The sequence below is a fragment of the Agrobacterium vitis genome, from assembly GCF_014926405.1.
GTDB classification, from domain to species: Bacteria; Pseudomonadota; Alphaproteobacteria; order Rhizobiales; family Rhizobiaceae; genus Allorhizobium; species Allorhizobium vitis_H.
Window position 1 is genome coordinate 472,788 of sequence record NZ_JACXXJ020000003.1, and the last position, 24,172, is coordinate 496,959.

Annotated in this window: 20 protein-coding genes; 12 read left to right on the forward strand and 8 right to left on the reverse strand. The window is 58.5% G+C overall.

What is annotated here, in order from left to right:
• The first annotated feature begins 157 nt into the window (after positions 1-157).
• The 5 genes from IEI95_RS03755 (at position 158) to IEI95_RS03775 (ending at position 5,936) form a co-directional block, all read left to right on the forward strand.
• The gene (locus IEI95_RS03755; protein ID WP_420360059.1) at positions 158-607 is read left to right on the forward strand and encodes an NUDIX hydrolase; all 450 of its coding nucleotides are present in this window, start codon (positions 158-160) and stop codon (positions 605-607) included.
• A 346-nt stretch (positions 608-953) separates the two neighbouring features.
• Positions 954-2,456 carry an inorganic phosphate transporter gene (locus IEI95_RS03760; RefSeq protein WP_156532293.1) on the forward strand — a complete coding sequence of 501 codons (1,503 nt, stop codon included), beginning with the start codon at positions 954-956 and terminating at the stop codon, positions 2,454-2,456.
• A gap of 19 nt (positions 2,457-2,475) precedes the next feature.
• A complete protein-coding gene (locus IEI95_RS03765) occupies positions 2,476-3,213 on the forward strand; it encodes a 16S rRNA (uracil(1498)-N(3))-methyltransferase (protein WP_156537212.1) in 738 nt (245 codons plus the stop codon).
• A 177-nt stretch (positions 3,214-3,390) separates the two neighbouring features.
• Positions 3,391-4,764, forward strand: coding sequence for a glutamate--cysteine ligase (locus tag IEI95_RS03770; RefSeq protein ID WP_156532291.1), 1,374 nt, complete (start codon positions 3,391-3,393; stop codon positions 4,762-4,764).
• Positions 4,765-5,036: 272 nt separating this feature from the next.
• Complete coding sequence (locus tag IEI95_RS03775) at positions 5,037-5,936, forward strand: DUF937 domain-containing protein (RefSeq protein ID WP_156532290.1); 900 nt, start codon at positions 5,037-5,039, stop codon at positions 5,934-5,936.
• A gap of 121 nt (positions 5,937-6,057) precedes the next feature.
• Here IEI95_RS03775 and IEI95_RS03780 read toward each other — a convergent pair whose 3' ends face one another.
• Complete coding sequence (locus IEI95_RS03780) at positions 6,058-6,357, reverse strand: DUF1127 domain-containing protein (protein ID WP_156532289.1); 300 nt, start codon at positions 6,355-6,357, stop codon at positions 6,058-6,060.
• A gap of 226 nt (positions 6,358-6,583) precedes the next feature.
• On the opposite strand from IEI95_RS03780, the gene IEI95_RS03785 reads away from it, so the two are divergent.
• The gene (locus IEI95_RS03785) at positions 6,584-7,537 is read left to right on the forward strand and encodes a LysR substrate-binding domain-containing protein (protein WP_041698964.1); all 954 of its coding nucleotides are present in this window, start codon (positions 6,584-6,586) and stop codon (positions 7,535-7,537) included.
• Between the two features lie 52 nt (positions 7,538-7,589).
• Here IEI95_RS03785 and IEI95_RS03790 read toward each other — a convergent pair whose 3' ends face one another.
• The gene (locus IEI95_RS03790) at positions 7,590-8,234 is read right to left on the reverse strand and encodes a TetR family transcriptional regulator (protein ID WP_087730227.1); all 645 of its coding nucleotides are present in this window, start codon (positions 8,232-8,234) and stop codon (positions 7,590-7,592) included.
• Between the two features lie 486 nt (positions 8,235-8,720).
• Between IEI95_RS03790 and IEI95_RS03795 the strand changes: the two genes are divergently transcribed.
• The 6 genes from IEI95_RS03795 (at position 8,721) to IEI95_RS03820 (ending at position 15,866) form a co-directional block, all read left to right on the forward strand.
• Positions 8,721-9,644, forward strand: coding sequence for a hydrogen peroxide-inducible genes activator (locus IEI95_RS03795; protein WP_156532288.1), 924 nt, complete (start codon positions 8,721-8,723; stop codon positions 9,642-9,644).
• A 164-nt stretch (positions 9,645-9,808) separates the two neighbouring features.
• Positions 9,809-11,299, forward strand: coding sequence for an IMP dehydrogenase (gene guaB, locus IEI95_RS03800; protein ID WP_070165755.1), 1,491 nt, complete (start codon positions 9,809-9,811; stop codon positions 11,297-11,299).
• 116 nt (positions 11,300-11,415) lie between these two features.
• Positions 11,416-12,303: a dienelactone hydrolase family protein gene (locus tag IEI95_RS03805; protein WP_156532287.1), complete on the forward strand. Its 888-nt coding sequence runs from the start codon at positions 11,416-11,418 to the stop codon at positions 12,301-12,303.
• 141 nt (positions 12,304-12,444) lie between these two features.
• Positions 12,445-13,473 (forward strand): alcohol dehydrogenase AdhP, encoded by a 1,029-nt coding sequence (adhP, locus tag IEI95_RS03810; RefSeq protein ID WP_012654080.1) that lies wholly within the window; start codon positions 12,445-12,447, stop codon positions 13,471-13,473.
• Positions 13,474-13,630: 157 nt separating this feature from the next.
• A complete protein-coding gene (locus tag IEI95_RS03815) occupies positions 13,631-14,767 on the forward strand; it encodes a patatin-like phospholipase family protein (protein ID WP_156532286.1) in 1,137 nt (378 codons plus the stop codon).
• Between the two features lie 58 nt (positions 14,768-14,825).
• Positions 14,826-15,866 (forward strand): LacI family DNA-binding transcriptional regulator, encoded by a 1,041-nt coding sequence (locus IEI95_RS03820; protein ID WP_194415948.1) that lies wholly within the window; start codon positions 14,826-14,828, stop codon positions 15,864-15,866.
• A 14-nt stretch (positions 15,867-15,880) separates the two neighbouring features.
• Here IEI95_RS03820 and IEI95_RS03825 read toward each other — a convergent pair whose 3' ends face one another.
• From IEI95_RS03825 to IEI95_RS03850, 6 genes are read right to left on the reverse strand one after another with little or no spacing between them, the layout of a single operon-like run.
• Positions 15,881-16,933, reverse strand: a complete 1,053-nt coding sequence (locus IEI95_RS03825; RefSeq protein ID WP_156532285.1) for a carbohydrate ABC transporter permease — start codon at positions 16,931-16,933, stop codon at positions 15,881-15,883.
• A gap of 1 nt (position 16,934) precedes the next feature.
• Complete coding sequence (locus IEI95_RS03830; RefSeq protein WP_194415950.1) at positions 16,935-17,924, reverse strand: carbohydrate ABC transporter permease; 990 nt, start codon at positions 17,922-17,924, stop codon at positions 16,935-16,937.
• Complete coding sequence (locus tag IEI95_RS03835; protein ID WP_156532283.1) at positions 17,921-19,039, reverse strand: sn-glycerol-3-phosphate ABC transporter ATP-binding protein UgpC; 1,119 nt, start codon at positions 19,037-19,039, stop codon at positions 17,921-17,923. Before IEI95_RS03835 ends, IEI95_RS03830 begins: the two co-directional genes overlap by 4 nt.
• Positions 19,040-19,062: 23 nt before the next feature.
• Complete coding sequence (pglB, locus tag IEI95_RS03840; RefSeq protein ID WP_156532282.1) at positions 19,063-20,391, reverse strand: polygalacturonase PglB; 1,329 nt, start codon at positions 20,389-20,391, stop codon at positions 19,063-19,065.
• Positions 20,388-21,497, reverse strand: a complete 1,110-nt coding sequence (gene bglB, locus IEI95_RS03845) for a beta-galactosidase BglB (RefSeq protein WP_156532281.1) — start codon at positions 21,495-21,497, stop codon at positions 20,388-20,390. Before bglB ends, pglB begins: the two co-directional genes overlap by 4 nt.
• Positions 21,498-21,509: 12 nt before the next feature.
• Positions 21,510-24,026: a hypothetical protein gene (locus IEI95_RS03850; RefSeq protein WP_156532280.1), complete on the reverse strand. Its 2,517-nt coding sequence runs from the start codon at positions 24,024-24,026 to the stop codon at positions 21,510-21,512.
• Positions 24,027-24,172 lie beyond the last annotated feature (146 nt).

Here is a 24,172-nt window from a genome sequence, read left to right on the forward strand (position 1 = left end):
GAGTTCTATTATGGAAGACTCGGTTTACCTGCCGAATGTTTTTCTCGCTCAACGAAACCGCTACCAACCTTTGCGGGAATCAATTATATTACAATAATCAAAAATACGGATTTACGCATTGGCTATTTTACAACGCATCGTGTCGGATTTGGAATTGATGTTTCGGCGCCCGCCCAAGCAGCAATTTGCCGCGCTTTGCTATCGCGAAACCGAAACGGGGCTTCTGGAAGTTCTACTGATTACCAGCCGCGATACCGGGCGCTGGGTCATTCCTAAAGGCTGGCCCATGGGCTCGAAAAAGTCGCATCTCGTGGCCCAGCGTGAGGCTTACGAAGAAGCAGGCGTCAAGGGAAAGATCGCCAAAACCAGTCTCGGTTCTTATTTTTACATGAAAGGCATGCCGGACGGGCTGAAAATCCCGTGTGAGGTGAAGGTTTACCTGCTGGAAGTGCGCGAGTTTGTTGACGATTATCCGGAAAAAGGCACCCGCATATTGGAATGGGTAAGCTGCGACGTTGCCGCTAGCCGGGTGCAGGAACCACAATTAAAACGGCTTTTTCATCTTCTTTCCCTGTCACGCCAGCGCAATGCCGCAAAAACGGGCTGATGTGCCGATAAGTGACGTCTTACGGTTATCACAATCGGCTATTATCTTTCTATCGGATACCATAGGCATTTCGCGCTATTGTCGATAGAGAAGAGAGAGTTGCTGGCGAGTGCCTGTTATTGAAGAGGCTGTCAGAGAATCCGAGTTCGACTTTTTCTCTGACACATTTTAAATCAATTCCGATCCAGGCAATTATGCGCTACAGCACCGTGCGGCCAAACTAACCAGAGTGCGCCGCATATCAGTCCTTCCTTCTCACGGGCCTCTCCCAAGGCCCCCTCCCATTGTCGCGACATCGGTTTTTACCCATGTGGCCCACGTCTATGATAGAACCAGCACGCCAAGCATGAGTAAGCCTCCAAAATACGCCCGACCAATGCTGGACAAGGATCTTGACCGGCTGACCCTGCTCGAACGTGCCGCCCAGCATGTGGCACGTGGTGCGGCTCCCTATGGCATGGCGCTGATCTTCCTGATCTTCGCCGCGGTTTTCGCGCTCGGGTTTGCAGCAGACCGGACGGGCTCTGCCATCATCATCGCCGCAGCCGCACTTGCCGGCTACATGGCGCTGAATATCGGTGCCAATGACGTGACCAACAATGTCGGGGCGGCGGTGGGCGCCCGGGCCATGACGATGACCGGCGCGCTGGTGATGGCGGCATTTTTCGAAATTGCCGGGGCGATGATTGCCGGAAGCGAAGTCACCGATACGATTTCCTCAGGTATCCTGGCGCCATCCCTGGTTGGTAATCCGCAAACCTTTATCTGGATCATGATGGCCGCTCTGCTGGCGGCAGCCCTCTGGATCAATCTCGCCACTTGGGCCAATGCCCCGGTCTCCACGACACATTCCATCGTCGGCAGTGTCATGGGGGCCGCCGCCTCTGCTATGGGAACCGCCGCCGTCAATTGGCAGACCATAGCCACCATAACGCTCGGCTGGGTAATTTCGCCGGTGTTAGGCGGGGTGATCGCGGCCGCCATCCTGTTTCTGATCTACGACCTGATCGTTTACCGCCCCGACAAGATTGCCCAGGCGCGCCGATGGGTGCCGATTCTGATTGGATTGATGGCCGGTTGCTTCAGTTGCTATCTCAGCCTGAAAACCACCGGCATGGGCTTTACGATCATCTCGGATCGAGCCGTTCTGTTCGGCCTGGTGATCGGCACCATTGCCTGGCTTGTGGCCCGGCCTATCGTGCGCCAGCAAGCGGTAGGACTGGAAAACCGTAATCAATCCTTGCGCAAACTGTTTCGGATGCCGCTGATCGGTGCCGCCGCTTTGCTGTCCTTCGCGCATGGCGCCAACGACGTTTCCAACGCCATCGGCCCGCTGGCGGCGATTGTTCATACCGTCATATCGAATGATCTGCACACGCGAATGACCGCACCGCTCTGGGTGGTCACGATAGGCGCGCTCGGCATTTCCACCGGACTTCTGCTGTTTGGCCCAAGGCTGATCCGCCTTGTCGGCACCAAGATCACCAAACTCAACCCGATGCGGGCCTATTGCGTCTCGCTTTCCTCCGCCATCACCGTCATCACCGCTTCCAAGCTGGGGCTGCCGGTCAGCTCCACCCATATCGCCATCGGTGCGGTGTTTGGCCTCGGCTTTTTCCGGGAATGGTATAATCGCCATTCAAAACGGCGGCTGGAGTACATGCTGATGAAGTCGGCGGAATGGAAGCGTAAAGCCCCGAAACCGTCCAATGCCGATGAGGTAAACCGGCGTCGATTGGTCCGCCGCTCTCACATCCTCACCATCATGGGCGCCTGGTTGGTAACGCTTCCGGTCTCCGCAGGGCTTGCAGCGCTGATTTACCGGGTTATGTTCGCGCTCTTTCGATAATGTGAGACGGTCATAAGGCATGCGAGCAAATTACAAGATGCAGAGACTCTATGTCGACGCCGGGCTGGAAGCAACAAACCCAGTGGCGACGACACCGGAACAGTATAACTATCTTGCCAATGTCCTGCGCCTCACCGAAGGTGCCGAAGTGCTTGTCTTCAATGGCCGCGATGGCGAATGGAAGGCAAGCCTTGCCTTTCCGACCCGCAAACGAATCGCGCTGATCCCGCAGAGCCAAACCCGCCCGCAGCCCCGCCCCAGCGACCTGACATTTCTGTTTGCGCCGCTGAAAGTCGGGCGGATGGACTATCTCGTCCAGAAGGCGGTGGAAATGGGTGCCGGTGCGCTCCAGCCAGTGATGACCCAGCATGTTCAAGGCAGGATCGGCAGCATCGAGCGCTTGCAGGCCAATGTGATCGAGGCAGCCGAGCAATGCGGCATCCTGGCCGTTCCAAAGGTTGCACCGCTGGTCAAGCTCAAGGACCTGCTGGAAACCTGGCCTACCACCCATCGGATCATTTTCTGTGACGAAGACAGTGCCACCGACAATCCCATGCCGGCACTGGCGGCAATCAAGGAACGGCAACTGGCATTACTGGTTGGGCCAGAAGGTGGATTTTCCGATGAGGAACGCAGCCTGTTGCGCAACCTCGGCTTTGTCACGGCCATTCCGCTGGGGCCGCGTATTCTGCGCGCCGATACCGCCGCTGTGGCTGCCCTGGCCGTGGTTCAGGCCAGCATTGGCGATTGGAAATGAACTTGAAACAACCCGGCATATCTCGTTCAATATTGTTGAACGTCAAATCGCAAAATTCGCTTGCGCAGCCGCCGGGTTCAGCCCTATCAACCCTCGGTAACGCATCGGATCGAAAAGTGGAAACCGGTTTTCGGTCCGATGCGAAAATAAAACCTGTAGCAGAACAAGGTCGGCTTCATGGCTCGCGATACAACCGATGACACGCCCCTGACCTCGATTGAGGACATGGCGGCCTATATGGCTGTGGGGTGCAAGCCGAAAGAAACATTTCGCATCGGCACGGAGCATGAAAAATTCGGTTTTTTCACCGCCGATCTCTCGCCCGTCCCCTATTTCGGCGATGCCAGCATTTCAGCGCTGCTGAAGGGCATGCAGGCCTGGCTTGGCTGGGAACCGATCATCGATGGCGGAAACATCATTGGCCTGGCCGGTGGCAGTGGCCAGGGCGCGATTTCCATTGAGCCGGGCGGGCAGTTCGAACTGTCAGGCGCGGCCCTGGAGACCCTGCACGAAACGGCGGGCGAAACCCTCCAGCATCTCGAAATCCTGCGGGAAGTCGCCGAGCCGATGGGTATCCGCTTTCTGGGCATGGGCGGCAGCCCGCTCTGGACCCTAGAGCAGACGCCGCGCATGCCGAAATCCCGCTACGACATCATGACCCGCTACATGCCGAACGTCGGCTCGAAGGGTTTGGACATGATGTATCGAAGCTCGACGATCCAGGTCAATCTCGACTTTTCATCAGAAGTCGACATGCGCACCAAGATGCGGGTTTCCACCAGGCTGCAAGCCATCGCCATGGCGCTGTTTGCCGCCTCGCCCTTTACCGAAGGCAAGCCGAACGGCCTGCTGTCCTGGCGCGGCGAGATCTGGCGCGATACAGACAATCGCCGCTCCGGCCTGCTGCCCTTCGTGTTCAAACCGGATTTCGGTTTTATTGATTATGTCGAATGGGCGCTTGATGTGCCGATGTATTTCGTCATGCGGGATGGCCGCTATCACGACTGCACCCATATCACTTTCCGCCAATTCATGGCGGGTGGTTTGAAGGGCGAAATCGCCGCCTGGCAGCCGACGATGGGAGACTGGACCAATCACCTGGGAACGCTGTTTCCCGATGTCCGCCTGAAACGATTCCTGGAAATGCGATTGGCCGATGGCGGCCCGCAAAGCCATATCACGGCGCTTTCGGCTTTTTGGGTCGGGCTGCTGTATGACGATACCGCGCTTGCGGCGGCTGACAATCTGACGTCTGGTTGGGATTTGGCAGCGGTAACAGCACTTCGTGATACCGTTCCGACGCTCGGCTTCGATGCCACCGTAGAGGGCCGCTCCGTTCTGGATGTGAGCCGCGATTTGCTGGCCTTGTCGAGGGCTGGTCTTGTGGCACGCGCCCGGCTGAATGCGGAAGGCCAAGACGAATCGATCTATCTGCAACCGCTGGACAGTATCGTGGAACGAGGCCATTCCCTGGCACAGGACATGCTGGATCTCTATCATGGCCCGTGGGATAGCCAGGTAGAACCTGTATTTTCCGCCTATCAATATTGAGGTCGGCACCCCACCCCCAAACCCTTGTGCTTGCTTAAAAAAACGATTTGCAGCGGGATATTTCCCGCTATAGTGGCTCTCGTGTGATTTTCTCCTTGAATCAAGCTGATGGGAATTGGCGGGTGCAATGTCATGAACCATGCTGAAAAACAGGAACATAAGGCTCGGGGCGATCAAGCATATGGCGTTTTGGAGCCACCGGCTCACCATGCGGACTATCGCCAACGCATGAATACCGTATAAAAAGGCTATGTGCCGGGGAGCGAATGCAAATGTTGCCACTGTTTGATATGCTGTTGAGAGCACAGAATGGCGCGGCCATGGACGCCATGGCAAAGCAGTTCGGGCTTGCCCAAGAACAGGTAACGCAGGCGCTTGCCGCATTGACGCCGGCCTTTTCCTCCGGATTCAAGCGCACCGCCGCCAATCCCTATGATCTATCCAGCCTGTTTGCTGCCTTATCGTCCGGCAATTATGCCCAGTATTTCGAAGATATGGGCAAGGCCTTTACGCCTCAGGGCATTGCCGACGGCAATCAGGTTCTGCAACAATTGTTCGGCTCCAAGGAGGTGTCGCGCGCTGTCGCCGCCCAAGCGGCCCAGATCACTGGCATCGGCCAGGACATTCTGAAACGCATGCTACCGGCTATGGCCGATACGATCATGGGCGGATTGTTCAAGCAGAGCCTTGGACAGATGCAGCAGGCCAGCAATCCCTTCGCCAATAACCCGATGGCTGGCCCAATGGCTGGGATGATCCAGGAATGGCTTCAGGCAACGGGATTTTCACCGAAAGCTCAACCGACATCGCCCGGTCCCTTCGACAATCCCTTCATTGCTGCCTGGCAGCAAATGATGGGCATAAGCGCGGCCAAGGCAGCACCCAAGACCGAAACGAACCCTTTCCTGGACAATCCCTTCACAAAGGCCTGGCAGGACATGGTCAGCGGTTCGATGGGGCAAGCCCCCAAAGCCGAGGCACCAAAGCCGACGCCGGAAACAGAAGCCAGAAAATCGATGATGGATATCGTCAACACGATGTTCGACAGTGGTCTGAACGTGCAGAAAAGCTATCAGAAGAGTGTGGAACAGATCTTCGAGACCTATGTGACGGCGCCCGGCAAGGATGCTCGCACTGAGTCGGACGAAGGCGCCACTCACTCCAAGCACTGACGGCAGTTCCAACACGGGTTGGCACACGAAAAAAGACCCGGCAACAGTGACCTGTTGCCGGGCAAAAGCAGGGCCGATTGGCTTTTCGCCCTGCGGGGATGGCGGGTGGAAACGGGATCGTTCAGCCGAGAGAAAGCGTGCTCACCTGTTTGCGGGTCCTGGCGCGAGCGACACCTGCCAACTTTGCCGACGGATCTCCAAGTGGCCCGGACTTCGACAATTCGGCCTCCAGCTCAGCTCGGGTCAAACCGACATCATGCAGAAGGTAATCGTCGAGATCCGCGAGCTTAAGAGCCGCACGGCGGTTATTGAGCGTGCGCAGCACAGAATTCACTGTCCAGACAATGGCGCGAAGGGCCGCGATGACCGCGCCCTCTGCGTGAGGAAAAGCCGCTACGGTGATCTGTCTGGTCGTGCGCATGACAATAGTCCTTTCAAATTCGGCACGAGAAGGGGCGACCGCGCTTGGAAAACCAAGCCGGGGGGACGCCGTGAAGGGGTTGGAGGACACCGCGACAACTGAACATCAGTTGGTCACTCGTGGCGTCGATTGACACTTTGCAGTTTAAGATTTGCCGAATTTCTATTGATCAGTCCAGTGAATGTTTCTAATGGTAATCATCAATCCAACTGATGGAATGTCCGCCATGTCCGCACCTCTCGATACAGACCAGTTGCAAACCTTCATCGCCATTGTCGATACCGGCAGTTTTACCAAGGCGGCAGGGCGGGTCTTCAAGACCCAATCAGCCGTTTCCATGCAGATGCGCCGCCTGGAAGAGCGGATCGGCAAGCAATTGTTCATCAAGGACGGGCGTGGCAACCGGCTGACCGCAGAAGGCGAAAAACTGCTGAACTATGCCCGGCGGATCGTCCGGCTGAACAGCGAGGCGATTGCGGCTTTCGACGACAACCGGTTGGAAGGTACGTTACGGATCGGCACGCCGGATGATTATGCCGACCGCTACATGCCGGAAATTATTGGCCGTTTCGCCAAGACCCATCCCAATGTCGAGCTTTACATCGTTTGCGAACCATCCTCCGATCTGGCCGAAAAAATGGCCAGAGGTGAGTTAGACATCGCACTTGTGACCCATAACCCGGCGACCAGACAATCCGACGTGATGCGCACCGAGCCGCTTTGCTGGGTGGCTTCGGCCAACCATCCCTTGCGCGATGATGCGCCTGTACCGCTTGCGGTTGGACGGCGCGATTGCAATTGGCGGCAGTTGGCCTGTTCGGCGCTCGATGCCGACGGGCGCGACTATCAGATCCTGTTCACCAGTTGGTCATCGACCGTGGTCGCCGCCGCAGTGCTGGCTGGCTTGGCCGTTTCTGTTCTGCCGGAATCGGCGCTGCGAACCGGTATGAAAGTGCTGGGCCAGTTAGATGGCTTTCCGCCACTGCCGCCCGTGCAGATCGGCATCATGAAACGTCCCGGAATGTCACCCTCGCTGATGAACGCCATCACCGACCATATCGCCGCCTGCCTCGACAATATCAACCCGACGGCCATCGAAGACGACATGGACGGAGAAACGAAAACCTATTCCCGTTACTATCCGCGCCTGCGGGCGGGACATATGATCCCCGGCTGGTAATACGACGTTTCATTGAAAATGACCGTTCGTATTGCCTCAGGACCCGAGACAATCACTTTTGAGCGGGTTGAAACAGCATGGCGCATGCAGCCTTTTTCCACTCGTCCAACATCGCCCAGGCTCGCTCATGCTTCTCGGCGATGGCGCGGAAAACCGCTCCACTCAGCACCGCAACCAGCAGGAAACGATTGTGTTTGCCCTGTCCATCCCCGCCACCGGCAAATGGCCCCAGCCATCTCATCGCCAACGCGCCAATGTCTTCCTGAGCCTTGTATTGCATCGCCCCGAGATCCGGATCGGTCGACATTGCAATCCAGAACTCGCGACACAGCGGATTGTCACGGTGCAGGCGCGCACCGCGTTCGATCAGATCGACCAAACGGGCGCGCGCATCCGCTTCGTCGCGCACATCCGTTAACTGCATGGTAATATCCTCGGCCAAGCTGGTCAGGCGCAGATCCATGATGGCTTTAAGCACAGCCGCTTTCTGCGGAAAGAATTGGTAGACGGAACCCACAGGTACGCCGGCATTAGCGGCAATATCCGTCATGCGCAATTGGGAAACCCCATGCTTGATAATAAGAAACTCAGCCGAATTCAGAATATTTTCGACACGCTGGATACTGCGCTTCTGTTTTGGCTGCTTACGTGGGTTGATTCGCGAGCTTTCAATCGGCATTTTCATCGCCGTCACCATTCCGTCCTGTCCCAGGATAATTTCCACATCATGTGGACCACAGGTAAGGGCTCTATTGGAAGGGTGTTCAGTTTTGATTAATGCAAATTAGTAAACCCATACAAAACAGGGGGTCAGAAACCGTATCAAAACGGCTTCTGACGCCCCCTTTCGAAACAGATACGTGTAGGGCTCTTCAGCGGCGATGCTGGGATCATATCTGCTTCGAAGCCGGAAACTGCATTAAGGCAGTATGAATACTCGCTTCATCGTCTGGATGTACCAGTTTGAAATACGCCAGTTGACGCCCGATGATCGGTTCCGGCACCTGAATGCCGGCTGTGGTCTTTATTGTCCGAGAAATCTATCATGGCTTCCTCCTTTGGAAGGCCGTCTCCGTCAAAATTGATTTTAAAACAATGTTTCGTCTCAATGACTGCAGTGTTCCATTGACGGCTGATAATTTCCAATCGTATTTATTTTTAAATACGATTTGGAAATCCTATCATGCTGACCATACGTCAAATGCGCTATTTCGATGCGCTTGCCACCACGCTGCATTTTGGCCGGGCCGCCGATCTTGTCCATGTCAGCCAACCGGCGCTTTCGGCGCAGATCATGGAGATGGAAAAGCATCTCGGTGTGATGCTGATCGAGCGTACGCGCGCCAGCACGATCCTGACCACCAAGGGACTGGAAATCCTGACCCATGTGCGTGAGGTGCTGGCGGGAATAGATCGGCTGGAACAGGCGGCGCGCAACAATGGCGGCATGTTGGAAGGCCTGGTGCGGATTGGCATCATTCCGACCGTCGCCCCCTATATGGTGCCGCGCATGGTGCCTTATCTGCGGCAAAATCATCCTCTGATCGAGATTGAGCTTAAAGAAGCGATCACAGATCGACTGCTGTCCGACTTGAATGACGGCAAACTGGATGCGGTCGTCGCGGCGCTGCCGGTGGATGCGGACGCTCTGGTCTGCCGCAGCCTGCTGGTCGATCGATTTTTCATGGCCGTGGCCCGCAATGACGACGCCGTGCTTCTGTCACCCCTGGTGGAAGCGGACGTGGATACCGACCGGTTGCTGCTGCTGGAAGAGGGCCATTGCCTGCGCGATCAGGCGCTGGCCGTCTGCAAAACTGCCAGCCGGCGCAGCATGGTCAATTTCGGCGCAACCTCGATGGCGACACTGCTCCAGATGGTGTCCCATGACATGGGCATGACGCTGATCCCCGAAATGGCGATCGAGACCGAAACCAGCCGCAACAAGATCCGCATCATTCCCTTCACCGATCCCCCACCCTACCGCGAAATCGGCCTGATCTGGCGGCGATCCAGCGCCCGCCAAGCGGATATGGAAGCGCTGGCCGATGGTCTTGCCGCCAGCGCGCGGGAAAAATCGACACCCTCGGAACAGAGGCAGGATCGTTAAAAAGAGGGATGACTGATGTCATCCACAATCCATGCTTTTGCTATTCCCTTCCTGTCATGAACGTGTTACCAGCCCTCGCCAACCTCCAAGCATTACATGCAAAGGAATCCAGAGGAAAATCGCTTTTCTGGAGGACTCTGCCTATTCATATGAAGGATATTGGCATGGCACGGATCGTAATTTCGGCAACCGGCGCAGAAGCGCTTACCTTTGACGATGTTCTCCTCCAGCCCGGACATTCGGAAGTCATGCCGGGCCAGACGAATATCTCCACCCGGATCGCCAAGGATATCGATCTTTCGCTTCCCATCCTGTCTTCCGCCATGGATACGGTCACCGAGAGTCGTCTGGCGATCGCCATGGCCCAGGCTGGCGGCCTTGGTGTCATCCACCGCAATTTAACGCCGACCGAACAGGCCGAAGAGGTTCGCCAGGTCAAGAAATTCGAAAGCGGCATGGTGATCAATCCTGTCACCATCCATCCGGATGCGACGCTGGCCGAAGCACTCGGCCTGATGAAGGCCCACGGTATTTCCGGCATTCCGGTCGTCGAAAACGGTGGCCGTCCCGGTCGCCTGGTCGGCATTCTCACCAATCGCGATGTGCGCTTTGCCTCGGATCATTCCCAGAAGATCCATGAATTGATGACCCGCGATAACCTGATCACCGTCAAGGATGGCGTCGAGCAGCAGGAAGCCAAGCGTCTCCTGCATAGCCACCGGATCGAAAAGCTGCTGGTGGTGGACAATGAAGGCCGCTGCGTCGGCCTGATCACCGTTAAGGATATCGAAAAGTCGCAGCTCAACCCCCATGCCGCCAAGGATTTTCAGGGCCGCCTGCGGGTCGCCGCCGCTATCTCCACCGGCGATGATGGACGCGAACGGGCCGAACGGCTGATCGAAGCTGGTGTCGACGTGATCGTTGTTGATACCGCCCACGGCCATTCACAACGGGTGCTGGATGCAGTAACCGCCGTGAAGAAAATGTCGAACTCGGTGCGGATCATTGCCGGCAATGTTGCGACCGGCGACGGTACCCGCGCCCTGATCGATGCAGGCGCCGATGGCGTCAAGGTCGGTATCGGCCCTGGCTCGATCTGCACGACCCGTATCGTCGCAGGCGTCGGCGTGCCGCAGCTGGCCGCCATCATGGCAGCCGTCGAAGCAGCTCATAAGCTTGATATTCCTGTTATCGCCGATGGCGGGGTGAAATTCTCCGGTGATCTGGCCAAGGCGATTGCCGCTGGTGCATCCGCCGTCATGGTCGGTTCGCTGCTGGCCGGTACGGATGAAAGCCCCGGCGAAGTGTTTCTCTACCAGGGCCGCTCCTTCAAGGCCTATCGCGGCATGGGCTCGGTCGGCGCCATGGCGCGCGGCTCGGCGGACCGCTATTTCCAGGCGGAAGTGCGCGATACGCTGAAGCTGGTGCCGGAAGGCATCGAAGGCCAGGTGCCTTATAAGGGCCCGGTCTCCGCCGTGCTGCACCAACTGGCAGGCGGTCTCAAGGCGGCCATGGGCTATGTCGGCGGCAAGGACATCAAGGATTTCCAGGACAAAGCGACCTTTGTGCGGATTTCCGGCGCGGGCCTGCGCGAAAGCCATCCGCACGGTGTCACCATCACCCGCGAAAGCCCCAACTATCCGGGCGCTGCATAAAAGACGTCGCGGTCACGAATAAGTGTTGATGAAAACCCGGATTGGCCTCCCATGAACATTGGATGCCGGTTCGGGTTTTCTATCTTTTAGACTGGACAACCTTGTGGAGGACACCGATGGAAAAGCCAGCCGTTACCCCAGCGATCACCCAGGCGATGATCAACGCCTATGATGACTATACCCATCTCAGCCTCGACCGCCGGGGCTTCATGGAAAAACTCACGAAGCTTGCCGGTTCGGGTGCCGCTGCCGCAGCCATTATGCCGATGCTGGCCGCTAACAGGGCCAATGCAGCGCTGACGCCGGAAAACGATGAACGATTGACCGCGTCAATGGTTACTTATCCAGGCGCAAGCGGCGAGATGAAGGGCTATCTGGTGACCCCGAAAGACGCCAAGTCCGCCTTGCCCGGCGTAATCGTCATCCACGAGAACCGTGGCCTCAATCCGCATATCCAGGATGTGACACGCCGGTTGGCGCTAGAAGGCTTCGTTACGCTGGCACCGGATTTTCTGTCGCCACAGGGCGGCACGCCGGAGGACGAAGACAAGGCCCGCGACATGTTCACCACGCTCGACCTCGGCGCTACAGTGAACAATGCGGAGGCCAGCCGCGCCTATCTCGCTGCCGTGAAGGGTGTCAACGGCAAGGTTGGCGCCATCGGCTTTTGCTGGGGCGGTGGCATGGTCAACCGATTGGCCATCGCCTCACCGCTGCTTGGGGCAGGTGTCGCCTATTACGGTGCCCAGCCGCCCGCCGATCAGGTGCCGGCCATCAATGCACCCTTGATGCTGCATTACGCTGGGCTTGACGAGCGCATCAATGCCGGGATCGATGCCTATCGCAAGGCGCTTGAGGCCAATGGCAAGCAAGCTGAGATCTTTGTCTATGACGGCGTCAATCATGCCTTCAACAATGACACGTCAGCGGCCCGCTATAACAAGGAGGCCGCAGACCTTGCCTGGTCACGCACGGTAGCTTTTCTCAAAAAGAACCTGGCATAGGAACACCTGCTAGAACAAAGCGGGGCGGATTGATATCAATCAAAAGCAATCGCCCCGCCCTGCACTAGGGTCCTCCATAGTCTCAGCATGAGCCGGGACACGATGTTGAATTTTAAAACATCAATTTCTATGGAGGAAATCATGGCATCGATGATGAAAGCCGCTGTTGCGCGCGAATTCGGCAAGCCGCTGACCATTGAGGAAATGCCGATCCCCGAACCCGGTCCTGGCCAGATTTTGGTCAAATATGCGGCGACCGGCGTTTGCCATACCGACCTGCACGCCATCAGCGGCGACTGGCCGGTCAAGCCCAACCCACCCTTCATTCCCGGCCACGAAGGCGTTGGCTTTGTCGCCAAGCTCGGCGCAGGTGTCACCCGGATCAAGGAAGGCGACCGGATTGGCGTTCCCTGGCTGCATACCGCCTGCGGCTGCTGCAATCCCTGCCGCACCGGCTGGGAAACGCTGTGCGGCAGCCAGCAGAATACCGGCTATTCGGTCAACGGCACCTTTGCCCAATACGGACTTGCCGATCCCGATTATGTTGGCCGCCTGCCTGATAACCTGGAATTCGGCGCTGCCGCGCCCATTCTCTGCGCCGGTGTCACCGTCTATAAGGGCCTGAAGGAAACCGAAGTGCGGCCCGGCGAATGGGTCGTCATTTCTGGCATTGGCGGGCTTGGCCATATGGCTGTGCAATATGCCAAGGCCATGGGCATGCATGTGGTTGCCGCCGATATTTTCGATGACAAGCTGGAACTGGCCAAGAAGCTGGGGGCCGATGTGGTCGTCAATGGCCGGGCAGCCGACGCTATCGAGCAGGTGCAGAAAGCGACCGGCGGCGTTCACGGCGCGCTGGTGACAGCCGTTTCCCCGAAAGCGATGGAACAGGCCTATGGCTTCCTGCGCTCCAAGGGCACGATGGCATTGGTCGGTCTGCCGCCGGGCTTCATTTCGCTGCCGGTATTCGAAACCGTGCTGAAGCGCATCACCGTGCGTGGCTCGATTGTCGGCACCCGGCAGGATCTTGAGGAATCGCTGCAATTTGCCGGTGAAGGCAAGGTTGCGGCCCATTTCTCTTGGGACAAGCTGGAAAATATCAATGCGATTTTTGACCGGATGCGCGAAGGCAAGATCGATGGACGGATCGTGCTTGATCTGGCCGCCTGATAATAACCAGATCCGTGCGCCTTACCGGCGCACGGATCTCATGAATGAAGCAGAGCAAATTATTTCGCCATAAACGATAAGTGTGGCGGCAAGATACTGGAATAGCGCGGAAAAACGGCTATCTTCACCGCAATGCAATAATCCATGGTGAATGCCGATGCTGTCGTCCGAGACCAATGCCGCCACTGATCGTATTTTTGTCTTTCAGGGTGGGGGGGCTTTGGGTGCTTATCAGGCCGGTGCTTATGAGGCTCTTCACGCCCATGATGTCGATCCGGATTGGCTGGCCGGTATTTCCATCGGATCGATCAACTCGGCGCTGATTGCTGGCAGCCCCAGGGAAAAACGGGTGGAAAACCTGCGCGCCTTCTGGGACATGGTGTCTTCGCAGCTGAATTTCAACCTTGGCGATCAGGACACCGCGTCGCGGCGCACCACCAACGATCTCTCGGCGCTGACCGGCATGATGTTTGGCATTCCCGGTTTCTTTTCACCGCGTCTGCCCACCCCGCAGCAAGTGCTGCTCAATCCCGATTACCGGGTCAGCGTTTATGACACCGAACCGCTGATCAAGACGCTGAACAATCTGATCGATTTCAAATTGCTGAATGACGGCACGACACGTCTCAGCCTCGGCGCTGTGGACGTTCTCTCCGGCAATTTCGCCTATTTCGACAATCGTCACACCAGGCTCGATGCCCGCCATATCGCTGCTTCCGGCGCGCTGCCGCCCGGTTTCCCACCGGTTGAAATTGATGGCCGGTTTTATTGGGATGGTGGATTGGTCTCGAACACACCCTTGCAGCATGTGCTGGAAACCAATGAAAGCCAAAGGGATCTCGACATTTTCCAGGTCGATCTGTTCAGCGCGCGTGGTGACATGCCAAAGGACCAGTTCGAGGTGGAAAGCCGCACCAAGGAGATCCGTTTTTCCAGCCGAACCCGTATGAATACCGATGAATTCGCCCGCAAACAGGTGATCCGCCGGGCCGCGAAACGCCTGCTGGACAAGCTGCCGCCGGAATTTCGCGATGACGAGGATGCCAAGCTGCTGCGCTCCATTGGCCAGGAATATGACGTCACCATCGTCCACCTCATTCACCGGCGCGCCGCCCACGCCACCCATTCGATGGACTATGAATTTTCGCGCGCCTCCATCAACGAACATTGGCAGGCAGGCTACGACGATGCCACCTACACGCTGAAACATCCGAAATGGCGCAACCGTGGCCGCCCAAGGGATGGTATCCAGATCTTCGATTTGAGCCGCGAACGTCGTCGTATCGGGTCGTGACCTATCAGCTCTGCTGGACTATGCTGCGTTCATATCCACGCATCTTTGAGGATAAAGCGTGACAGCAAAGATCAGCCTGAAAAACGTGGCGCTGGACGCAGGCGTCTCGATCAGCACCGCCTCACATGCGCTGAACGGCACAGCACCGCTAACCGCAGAGGTGCGCGACCGGGTGATCGCCTCTGCCCAACGGCTGGGCTATCTGGAAAAACGGCGCAACAAGGCGACCATTGCCACGCTGCGCTGCATTCTTTTGGCGGTTGCTGGCGACGCTGCTCCGCAAAGCGATCTCAATCTGGTCAGTTGGACGGTGATGAATGGGCTGCGCGAGGAGTGCGAGCGCCGGGCGATCCGCATCGTCCCTTGCGTCACGCCGGGCAACCGGATCGACGCCAATGAGGTAAAGCGGATTGCTGTTGCTGAAAAAGTTGATGGCATCGTTATCATCAATGACGACAGGGCAGACTTTATCCGCGCGCTGGCGCAATTGGCGGTGCCATCTGTGATCATCAATGGCGAAGATCCGTCGATGCGGATCGATACGGTCACCGCCGGCAACCGGTTCGGCGCACGCCAGGCCATCGAGCATCTTCTGGCGCTTGGCCACCGTCGCATTCTGCATGTGACATGGCCGGGCCGCACCACCATCCGCCGCCGCTATGATGGCTATGTTGACGCCTTTCTGGCAGCAGGATTGCCAGCCCCAATCGATATGGTGGTCGAGGCTGAGAGCTATGAGCCAGCCGAGGGCGAAAGGGTTTTGCGCGAATTGCTGACCCGTGACCCATCGTTGAAGCAGGCCACCGCGATTTTTTGCGCCGCCGATAATCTGGCGCTTGGCTGTCTGAAAACCTTGACAAAGGTAGGCATCAAGGTTCCCGAAGACATATCCGTGCTGGGCTGCGACGATATCCTGCCCGGCGAATTCAGCACTCCACCACTCTCGACCATCCAGCTCCCCAGCGCAAGGCTTGGGGCTGCGGCTCTCAGCCTGATCGAGCAGCGGCTGGTGTCCATCGACCCGCTGCGGCCTGCCCATCGGCTGGAACTGGGATGCCGTCTGGTGCTGCGCGGCAGCATCGCACCGCCTCGCTGTTAATAACGTTCAGGGACTTATTTCATCCCCGTCCCGGCAATGCCTGTCGTGATGTATTTTTGCAGGAACAGGAAGACCAGCGTCACCGGCATCAGGCTGAGGAAGGTCATGGCGAGGATGTAATTCCATTGCACCGAAAACTCGCCCTGAAAGGCATTGAGCCCGATCTGTAGGGTGAAATTCTCGCGGCTGCTGAGGACGATTAGCGGCCAAAGAAAGTCATTCCAGCGCCACAGTACCGAGAAAATCGCAAGCACCGCCAGCGCAGGCGCTGTCAACGGCAGGACGATCCGCCAGAAGATCCTGAATTCGCTGGCCGCATCCACCCGTGCCGCTTCGATCAACTCGTCGGGAATGGTCAGCATATATTGCCGCAGCAGAAACACCCCGGTCGGCGAAGCAATGGTCGGGATGATGACGCCCCAGAGGTTATCCACCAGCCCGACCCCGACAATGACCAGATAGGCGGGCACCATCACCACGGTGAGCGGGATCATCAAGGTTGAGATAATCAGCACGAACACCGCCTTGTCGCCCCGAAACCGGTATTTCGACAGGGCAAAGGCCGCCAAGGCATTAACGATCAAGGTGAGAGCCGTCGCCACCACGGTGACGAAGACCGAGTTCTTGAGGAAGGTCAGGAAGGCAAACCGGGTCAACGGGTCCGTGTAGTTTTCCGTGGCAATCGTCAGGCTTTGGACCGGTGTGATCGTGCGGGTATCGACGCTGACCGGGGTCTGCGGGTTTTCGGGATCGACCATCTGCGCCTTCAGGCCGATGCGCCGGACCATGGCCATCTGCCGGGTCGTGCCATCCATGCTGACCTGCCAGAGGCTGAGCGGCTTATCATAGCCCTTGACCGTCACTTCCACCGCGTCTCGCGGCAGAAGCGTCGGTGGAAAACGGGTGATTTCGGCAGCCGGTTTCATCGAGGACAGACCCGCCCACACCACCGGCACCAGCACCGCCAATGTGCCGAGGATCAGCCAGAGCCAGGCCAGCACATCGGTTACGCCAATGCGACCTTGGCGACGGGTGCGGGTCAGGAAAGTTACGGGATTGAGGCTCATATCACTGCTCCATTTTCTTGGAGAGGCCAAGTTGCTGCAGCGTCAATACCAGCAGCACGCAGCCCATCAGGGTTGCCGCCGCCGAGGCAAGACCAAACAGCCGAAGATCGCTGCCGAACGCCATCTGGTAGATATATTGCACGATAAAACTATTGGCTGTCCCCGGCCCGCCGCCATTGGTCAGCACCCAGGCCTCGTCGAAGATCTGCACGGAACGGATCATCAGCAGGATCAGCACCACCAGCAGGTTGGGTGCCAGCAGCGGCAGGGTGATACGAAACAACACCCGACGCGGCGTGGCCGCATCGATAGCCGCCGCCTCATAGAGGTCTTTGGGAATAGCCTGCAAGCCGGCCAGCAGGATCAGCGTGTAGAAGCCCATGTGAAACCAGACGGAGACCACGACGACGAAAAACCGTGACCAGCCAACCTCCAGCAGGAAAATTTCTGGCGGCACGCCGAGCATTTGCAGGAAGGCGTTGAGCAAGCCGTTGCGGTCCAGAAACCATTTCCAGATCAGCCCGATCACCACCGGCGACAGCAGCACCGGATAAAAAAACATCGCCCGGAAAAACCCACGCGCCACCATGGCACGGTTGAGGATCAGCGCCGTGATCAGCGAGACCAGCAAGGTCGCCACAACGTTGAAGCCGACAAACCACAGCGTGTTCCAGATCGCCGTCCAGAACAGTGATTCCGTGCAGGTTCCCGGCTGCATATAATCGCCGCAGGTCAATAATTGGCGAAAATTGTCGAGCCCGACATAGGGGCGCTCGGAAACGAACAGATTGGTGCCACCGGTAAAGGCATAGCCGATGGAAATGGCAATCGGCAAAAAAGTGAAAATGCCGAACAGCACCAGATTGGGCGCCAGGAAAAAATAGGGCATGCGCTTGCGACCAAACAGCCGTTCCAGCCCGTTCAATGGCGCTTCCACCACCTGCATGACGCGGTTCAGCGCGCGGTCAGCGATCTCGGTAAACTGGCTCATGCGGCAAGGCCTCCGCTGACCTGTTGGCGGCGTCGGGTTAACGCCAGGCCGGAAACCGGATCGAACACATGCACCGTGCCAGCCAAGGGCGCGACCGCCAAGCGGCTATCCTCCGAGGCAATGAAATGGCCGGGCTGATGCAGGATGATCTGTTCTTCCTGCCCTTCCATCCGGCCATAGAGATAGGTCTCAGTCCCAAGACTTTCGCAATAGCCGATGACGAACGGCAGGCCACCCGTCTCGACCCGCTGGAAATGCGCCGGGCGAATGCCAACCATGACCTCCCGGCCCGGCCTTGCCGCCGTCTCATCGACAGAGGCGGTGAGTTGCTTGGGATAGCCGACATCAATCAGCGCCTCGCCGTTCTGAAAACCGACGATCCGGCCTTTCAGCATGTTCATCCGGGGCGAACCGAGGAAGCCCGCCACAAACAGGTTGCAAGGATTGTTAAACAGATCGAGCGGCGTTCCCACCTGCTCGACCCGGCCACCTTTCAACACCACGATCTTGTCGGCCATGGTCATGGCCTCCACCTGGTCATGGGTCACGTAGATCATCGTCGTCTTGATATCGCGGTGCAGCCGGGTAATTTCCGCCCGTGTCTGGACCCGCAGGGCCGCATCCAGATTGGAGAGCGGCTCATCAAACAGGAAGATTTCGGGTTCGCGCACAATCGCCCGGCCAATCGCCACACGCTGGCGCTGACCGCCGGAGAGCTGGCGCGGCTTGCGGTCCAGATAAGGCTCGATCGCCAGCATCCTTGCGGCTTCGGCGATCCGCGCCTCGATCTCGGCGCGTTTGAATTTCAGGTTTTCCAGCCCGAAGGCCAGGTTCTTGCGCACGCTCATATGCGGATAAAGCGCATAGGACTGGAACACCATGGCGATCTTGCGCTCGGCGGGCGACAGCTGAGAAACGTCGCGGCCATCGATGTTGATCGTACCTGTCGTCACATCCTCCAATCCGGCGATGATCCGCAGCAGGGTGGATTTTCCGCAGCCCGACGGCCCGACGAAGACGACGAATTCGCCGTCTTCGATGGTCAGATCTATGTCATGCAGCACCTTCACCGCGCCGTAGGACTTGTTGAGATCCTTGAGTTGCAACGCTCCCATATCATCCTCCCAGATGCATCAATTTACTGTTGGACGAAATCCAGCGGGTTCCAGCCCTCCGGCAGGGGCTGCGGCCTGTCGATAACGAGATCGTCTATAGTCAGCCCTTCCACCCCACGGGCAAACACGCCCGGCATTCCGCCCGGATAGTCGATGAGCCCGACAATGCGTCCGTCAGCCCCGCGCGTCCAGGCATTGGCCCGGCCATGGGCCTCGGGCGATGGTGCCAGATCGGCATTGGTCGGACGCATATCATAGCGCAACGCGGTGCCAAGTACCCCGGGTTGTTGGGCCAGATGCACCCGATGCAACGCCACATCGTGAATACCGGCACCGGCCATGGAGACGAGGTTGATCGTGCCTTCCATCCGCCCGGTGATGTCCTCAATAACAAGTCCCCGCACCGCACCCGCCGGGCGCTCCGGCACCCGGTCCACCACCGTGACCGTCAGCGCCTCACCGGAGCCCCAGAACCCGTCCGGCGTCTCCCGGCAATCCAGGTTGATGCGGGAGAACCTGACATCGGAGACCTTTCCGCCATCGCGGGAAAAAATCCCCAGGCCCCGGTTGGATTGTTCAACCCGGCAATCCTCAAACACTACACGGGAGAAATCCCCGAAGCTCTCGGTTCCCAGCTTCAGTGCACAACTCTGACTGGAGACGGCGCAGCGGCGCACCAGCACATCCTCGCAGGTGCCAATCGCCTTTCCATCCGGCCCGACGCTGGTTTTCAGGCAGATTCCATCATCGGCGGTGGAGATCGTGCAGTCCTCAATCAGCACCCGACGGCAGGCGTCCAGCACAATGCCATCGGTATTGGGCAGGCGGCAATTGTTGCGGATCGCCACATTGGCAAGGCTGACATCCTCACAATTAACGAAATGCAGTGTCCACATCGGCGAGTTTTCGACGTGAACATTGTCGAGACGCACGCCTCGGCACCCCTCCAGCACCAGAACGCGCGGACGAAATTCCGCCGGAATGAACACGCCGACGCTGACATCGTCACCGGCAATGAACGAATCGCCGCTGGCGTCGATGCGGCCCGGCCCGGTCAGCGCGATCGTGTCCGCGCCGCGCGCCACCAGCATGCCCCGGTTGGATTTTTCGGCAATGACCGAGACGATATTGTCGCCATAGGCCTGATAATCCGGCACAGGCCGCAATACGGCTCCCTCCCCCAGATGCAGCTCGACACCGGAGCGCAGCGTCAGCCCGCCAACCTGATGTGATCCGGCGGCAAGCGAAACCCTGCCCCCGCCAGAGGCAGACACATGGTCCATTGCCGCCTGAATGGCTTGCGTGCGGTCGCCGTGCTGCTGATCGATGACAATGTCCAGCGCCTGGGTCATGCGGTGGTCTCCTGGGTCGCAGCCGCTTGGGCCAGTGCCACATCGGTCAGCAGCAGCAGCGCCAGGGCCTGGCCGTAAGGGGTCGGCAGGTTGGGTATCCGCCGGTAGAAATCCAGATCATGCCCCATCGGCGTGCCATCCGAGACACCTAGCACCACACCCTCATCATCGATATGGCGCAGCACAGCGGCAAGGGCGCGGTCGGCATTGAGCTTATCCTCCACCGGCAGGATGCCCGCCTCGATGCCGCGCAATATGCCATAGGCAATCCCGGCGGTAGCCGAAGTTTCCAGCGGCGAGGTCGGATCATCCAGCAGCGTATGGAACATGCCGTCCTCGCGCTGGAAGGCCTTCAGCGAGCGCAACTGGCTTTTCAGCACATTGGCCAGAAAGCGGCGGTCCTTTTCCGAGAGATCCGACACCAGGAAGAACAGTTCCGGGATCGCCACGGTGATCCAGGCATTGCCCCGCGCCCAGAAGGCGCGGGCAAAATTATGACGACCGACAAAGGTCCAGCCGTGATACCAGAGACCGGAGACCGGGTCCGAGAGATAACGGGCGTGGATCATGAACTGATAGACGGCCTCATCAATCCAGTCCTTGCGGCCAAAATGAACACCGGCTTGCGCCAAAAACAGCCCGGCCATGAACAGGGTATCATCCCAAAGCTCACCTTCATTCAGGCGTTCCTTGACCACATGCTGAAAGCCGCCATCCTCGGTTTTCGGCAGGCTTTTCACCAGCCATTCGGCCCAATCCTCCACCAGCGCGTTGAAATCGGGCCGATCGACATGACCGATCAGGATGGCGAGCGGCAGCATCGGCGCTGTGCTGTTGATCTGGCGCGGCGGCAGGCCACGACCGATCTGCATGGCATACCAATCCACGAGATCATGGATTGCCTTCCTGTCCCCACTGGCAATGGCGCGGCGCAGGAAGCCGTAGAGACCGACGCCCACTTCCCAATCCCATTCGTCAAACTGAATGCCGCTTGCGCTGCCTTCCCCGCTCAAGCCTTCCTTGATCCCCTTGAGGCGGCTGAAAGCCACCGCCACTTTGTCGATTGTCTTTTGGAGGGCCGGATGGCCGGTCTCTGGCTGATGCATGGTCTGATCCATCTACTGATAAAGAGGGGTGATTTCACCCCGATCCGGTTGGGCGCTGTCATAGGTCAGCACCGGTTGCGGCTTTTCATGGCTGAAGGGCAGCGGACGTGTCCCCAGCCGAAAGTCGCCGTCATAATTCAAAAACAGCACCTCACGGCCCGGCGGACGAACCCGAAGAGTTCTCGCCAGCGGGTCGAAGTCGATGCTGGTTGCTCGTGCTTTCAAGCAGAAAATCTCGAAAGCCGGCGCGTCCCCGGCTCCGACAATGGCCACCCAGCCCGAAATCGGTGCCAGCGCCCGCAATTCACGGCCTGCCGTCGCGCCTGCGTCCATCGGCTCCAGTCCGTGGCTGTTGTAAAGGGCGGCAAACCCGTGGCCCGAGCGGGTAAACACCCAGTTTTCCTCAATGATCACCTCGTCCAAACCGTCAATGCCCAGATAGGCGTGGGTGAACGGCAGGCGTCCGCCTTGCGTATCGGCAATCAGCAGGGCGGTATCGCCATATTGCGCCACCCTCGGCAGGATGCCGCTTCCCGCCCAATAGGAGGGCCGCTGCGAACCCCACGGATCGTCTTCGCCGGGATGGTTGATCCAGAGCCGCGCCATCGGATGGCCAGCCAGCCTGATATCCAGCACATGCTGCTGATGGCCTTTGCGTCCTGTCTTGTGATCAACCACCGTCGAAAGCTGCGAGGCGTGAGTCTTGAACACCACCAGCTTGCCGCTCTCCAGCCCCTGCGCATACCGCGCCTCGATGCTGCGTCCGTGCTTCAGCATCGCCAGTGGAGCCAGATCCTCCGGCGGCTGATAATGGCTGGCGCAGAACATTGGCAGGGAGGCGACACCACCATTCAGCCAGCCCTCTCCAAACGCCACCCAGGCGAAAGGCGCGAGTTCCGTCAGCGGCCCGGCCCGCAATTCCTTGTCATAGGCGCGGCCCTGCGATCCCGCTGGCACGCCCGCCAGTGTATGCAGGGCGATCATCCGGAAAATCAGGTCCAGCTGGTGGCGAGCACGGGTGGCGATGTCAGGTTCCGCCCAATGGTCCAGCGCCAGCAGACCAATGAAATCAATGGGGTAATAGGCGGCGGAATTCCATTCGGCCAGCCCATGCGCCTCGACGCTGTCGAACCAGCGATGCAGCCGCTGACGGGCCAGCGCCGCCTGCTCTACACCCGTGCGGCCAGACGCCGAAAACACCGCATCCGGCATCAACTGACCGGCCAGGAGCTGGCTGGTGTGGAAGCAGAGAACATGATTCTCGCTCCAGAACCACATCGTGTCATTGCCCGGCTCATCCACCCAATAGCGATAGTTCAGCACCGATTGGCGCACCCGCTCGCGCTGGTCCGGGGTCAGAACATCAGGGTAAGCGCCGAGCAGCCACAGCAGCGGCACAAGGATGAAATCCGAACAATCCTCTCGCCGGTCGATAGAGGCAAGTGTATCGCTCAATAGCTTTTCCTGCACCGCGTCATCCACCTGCCCGCAGGCGGCCATGGCCAGCACCCGGCCGATGCGCGGCGCACCATGGCGGGCGGAATAGACAAGCGCCTGCTGTTTGCGCTCCTCCAGACTGCCCTGCGAAATCTCCGGCTGTAAGCGGGTGAGGAAAGCAGCATCAATCACCCGGCTCGCCACACTGGCACCCTCGCCCATGCGCAGCCGCACCCCATGATAGCCATCGGCAATACCGAGCGTTTCCTGCACGGCAAGACTTCTGTCCCCGGCGCGCAGCACCGCCTTCGCCTTTGCCAGCACGGCACGCTCATGACCATGGCTGTAGACGGTGATCTCGAGGGGAACATCGGTCTGCGGCGCCTCATCGAACAGCAATTCCAGCGGTTGACCGCAAAACACATCGCGAGCGGGACGCACGCTACGCATCAACCGTTCCAGCCGCGCAACCGTCGCCCCATCCAGAACCGCTGGCAGACGCACGGCAATCGGCTCTGCATCCGTCACTTCCAGCTCGACAAACCAGACCGTGTCGCGTTCCGCCAGGTCTTCGGTGTGAACCAGAATGTCATTATCGCCCTCGGTCAGTTGCAGGATGACATCCGACATGGATTCGAAATTGCGCCGGAACGGTTCGAAGCGAACCTGCTCCACGCCATTCACCCAGATCCGCACCCCACCGCAGGTCTTCAGCCGCAGCGCCAGGCTTCTCGTCGCATCTGCCCGGAACGTGCCGCGCAGCCAGCGGCGCACATGGGTTGGAACATGCCAGAAATGGGTGAATTCCACCCGCCGATTGGCGCCCGGCAGATTGAGGTGATCAGGCTCCCAGTCGCACTCCGGTGCCAGATCGCGCCCGACCATCGTCGCCCAGAACGCCTTGCGGCACGGCAGATCGCCGACATCGACGAACCCGTTGATGAAGCGGTAATCGACGCGGTCCTCGGCGGGTGCTGCAACACCTGCAAACACACTGGCAGTGAGCGGCGAGACCAGCCAGGACGTGATCGTCTCGCCTGTACGAACTTCATAAACCGGATCTTTTGCTGCTGACACGTAATGATTGTTCATGGCTCGCCTCCCTGCGATCATGAAAATATTTTTTACTCGGTCGAATTTCGATAGAAAAAACAGAGATCGCCGAATTTTCGTCAACGAAACAGCTTGACGACAGGTTTGTCAAGTCTCAAAAAGGTTGAGGAGGAGCATGACATTGA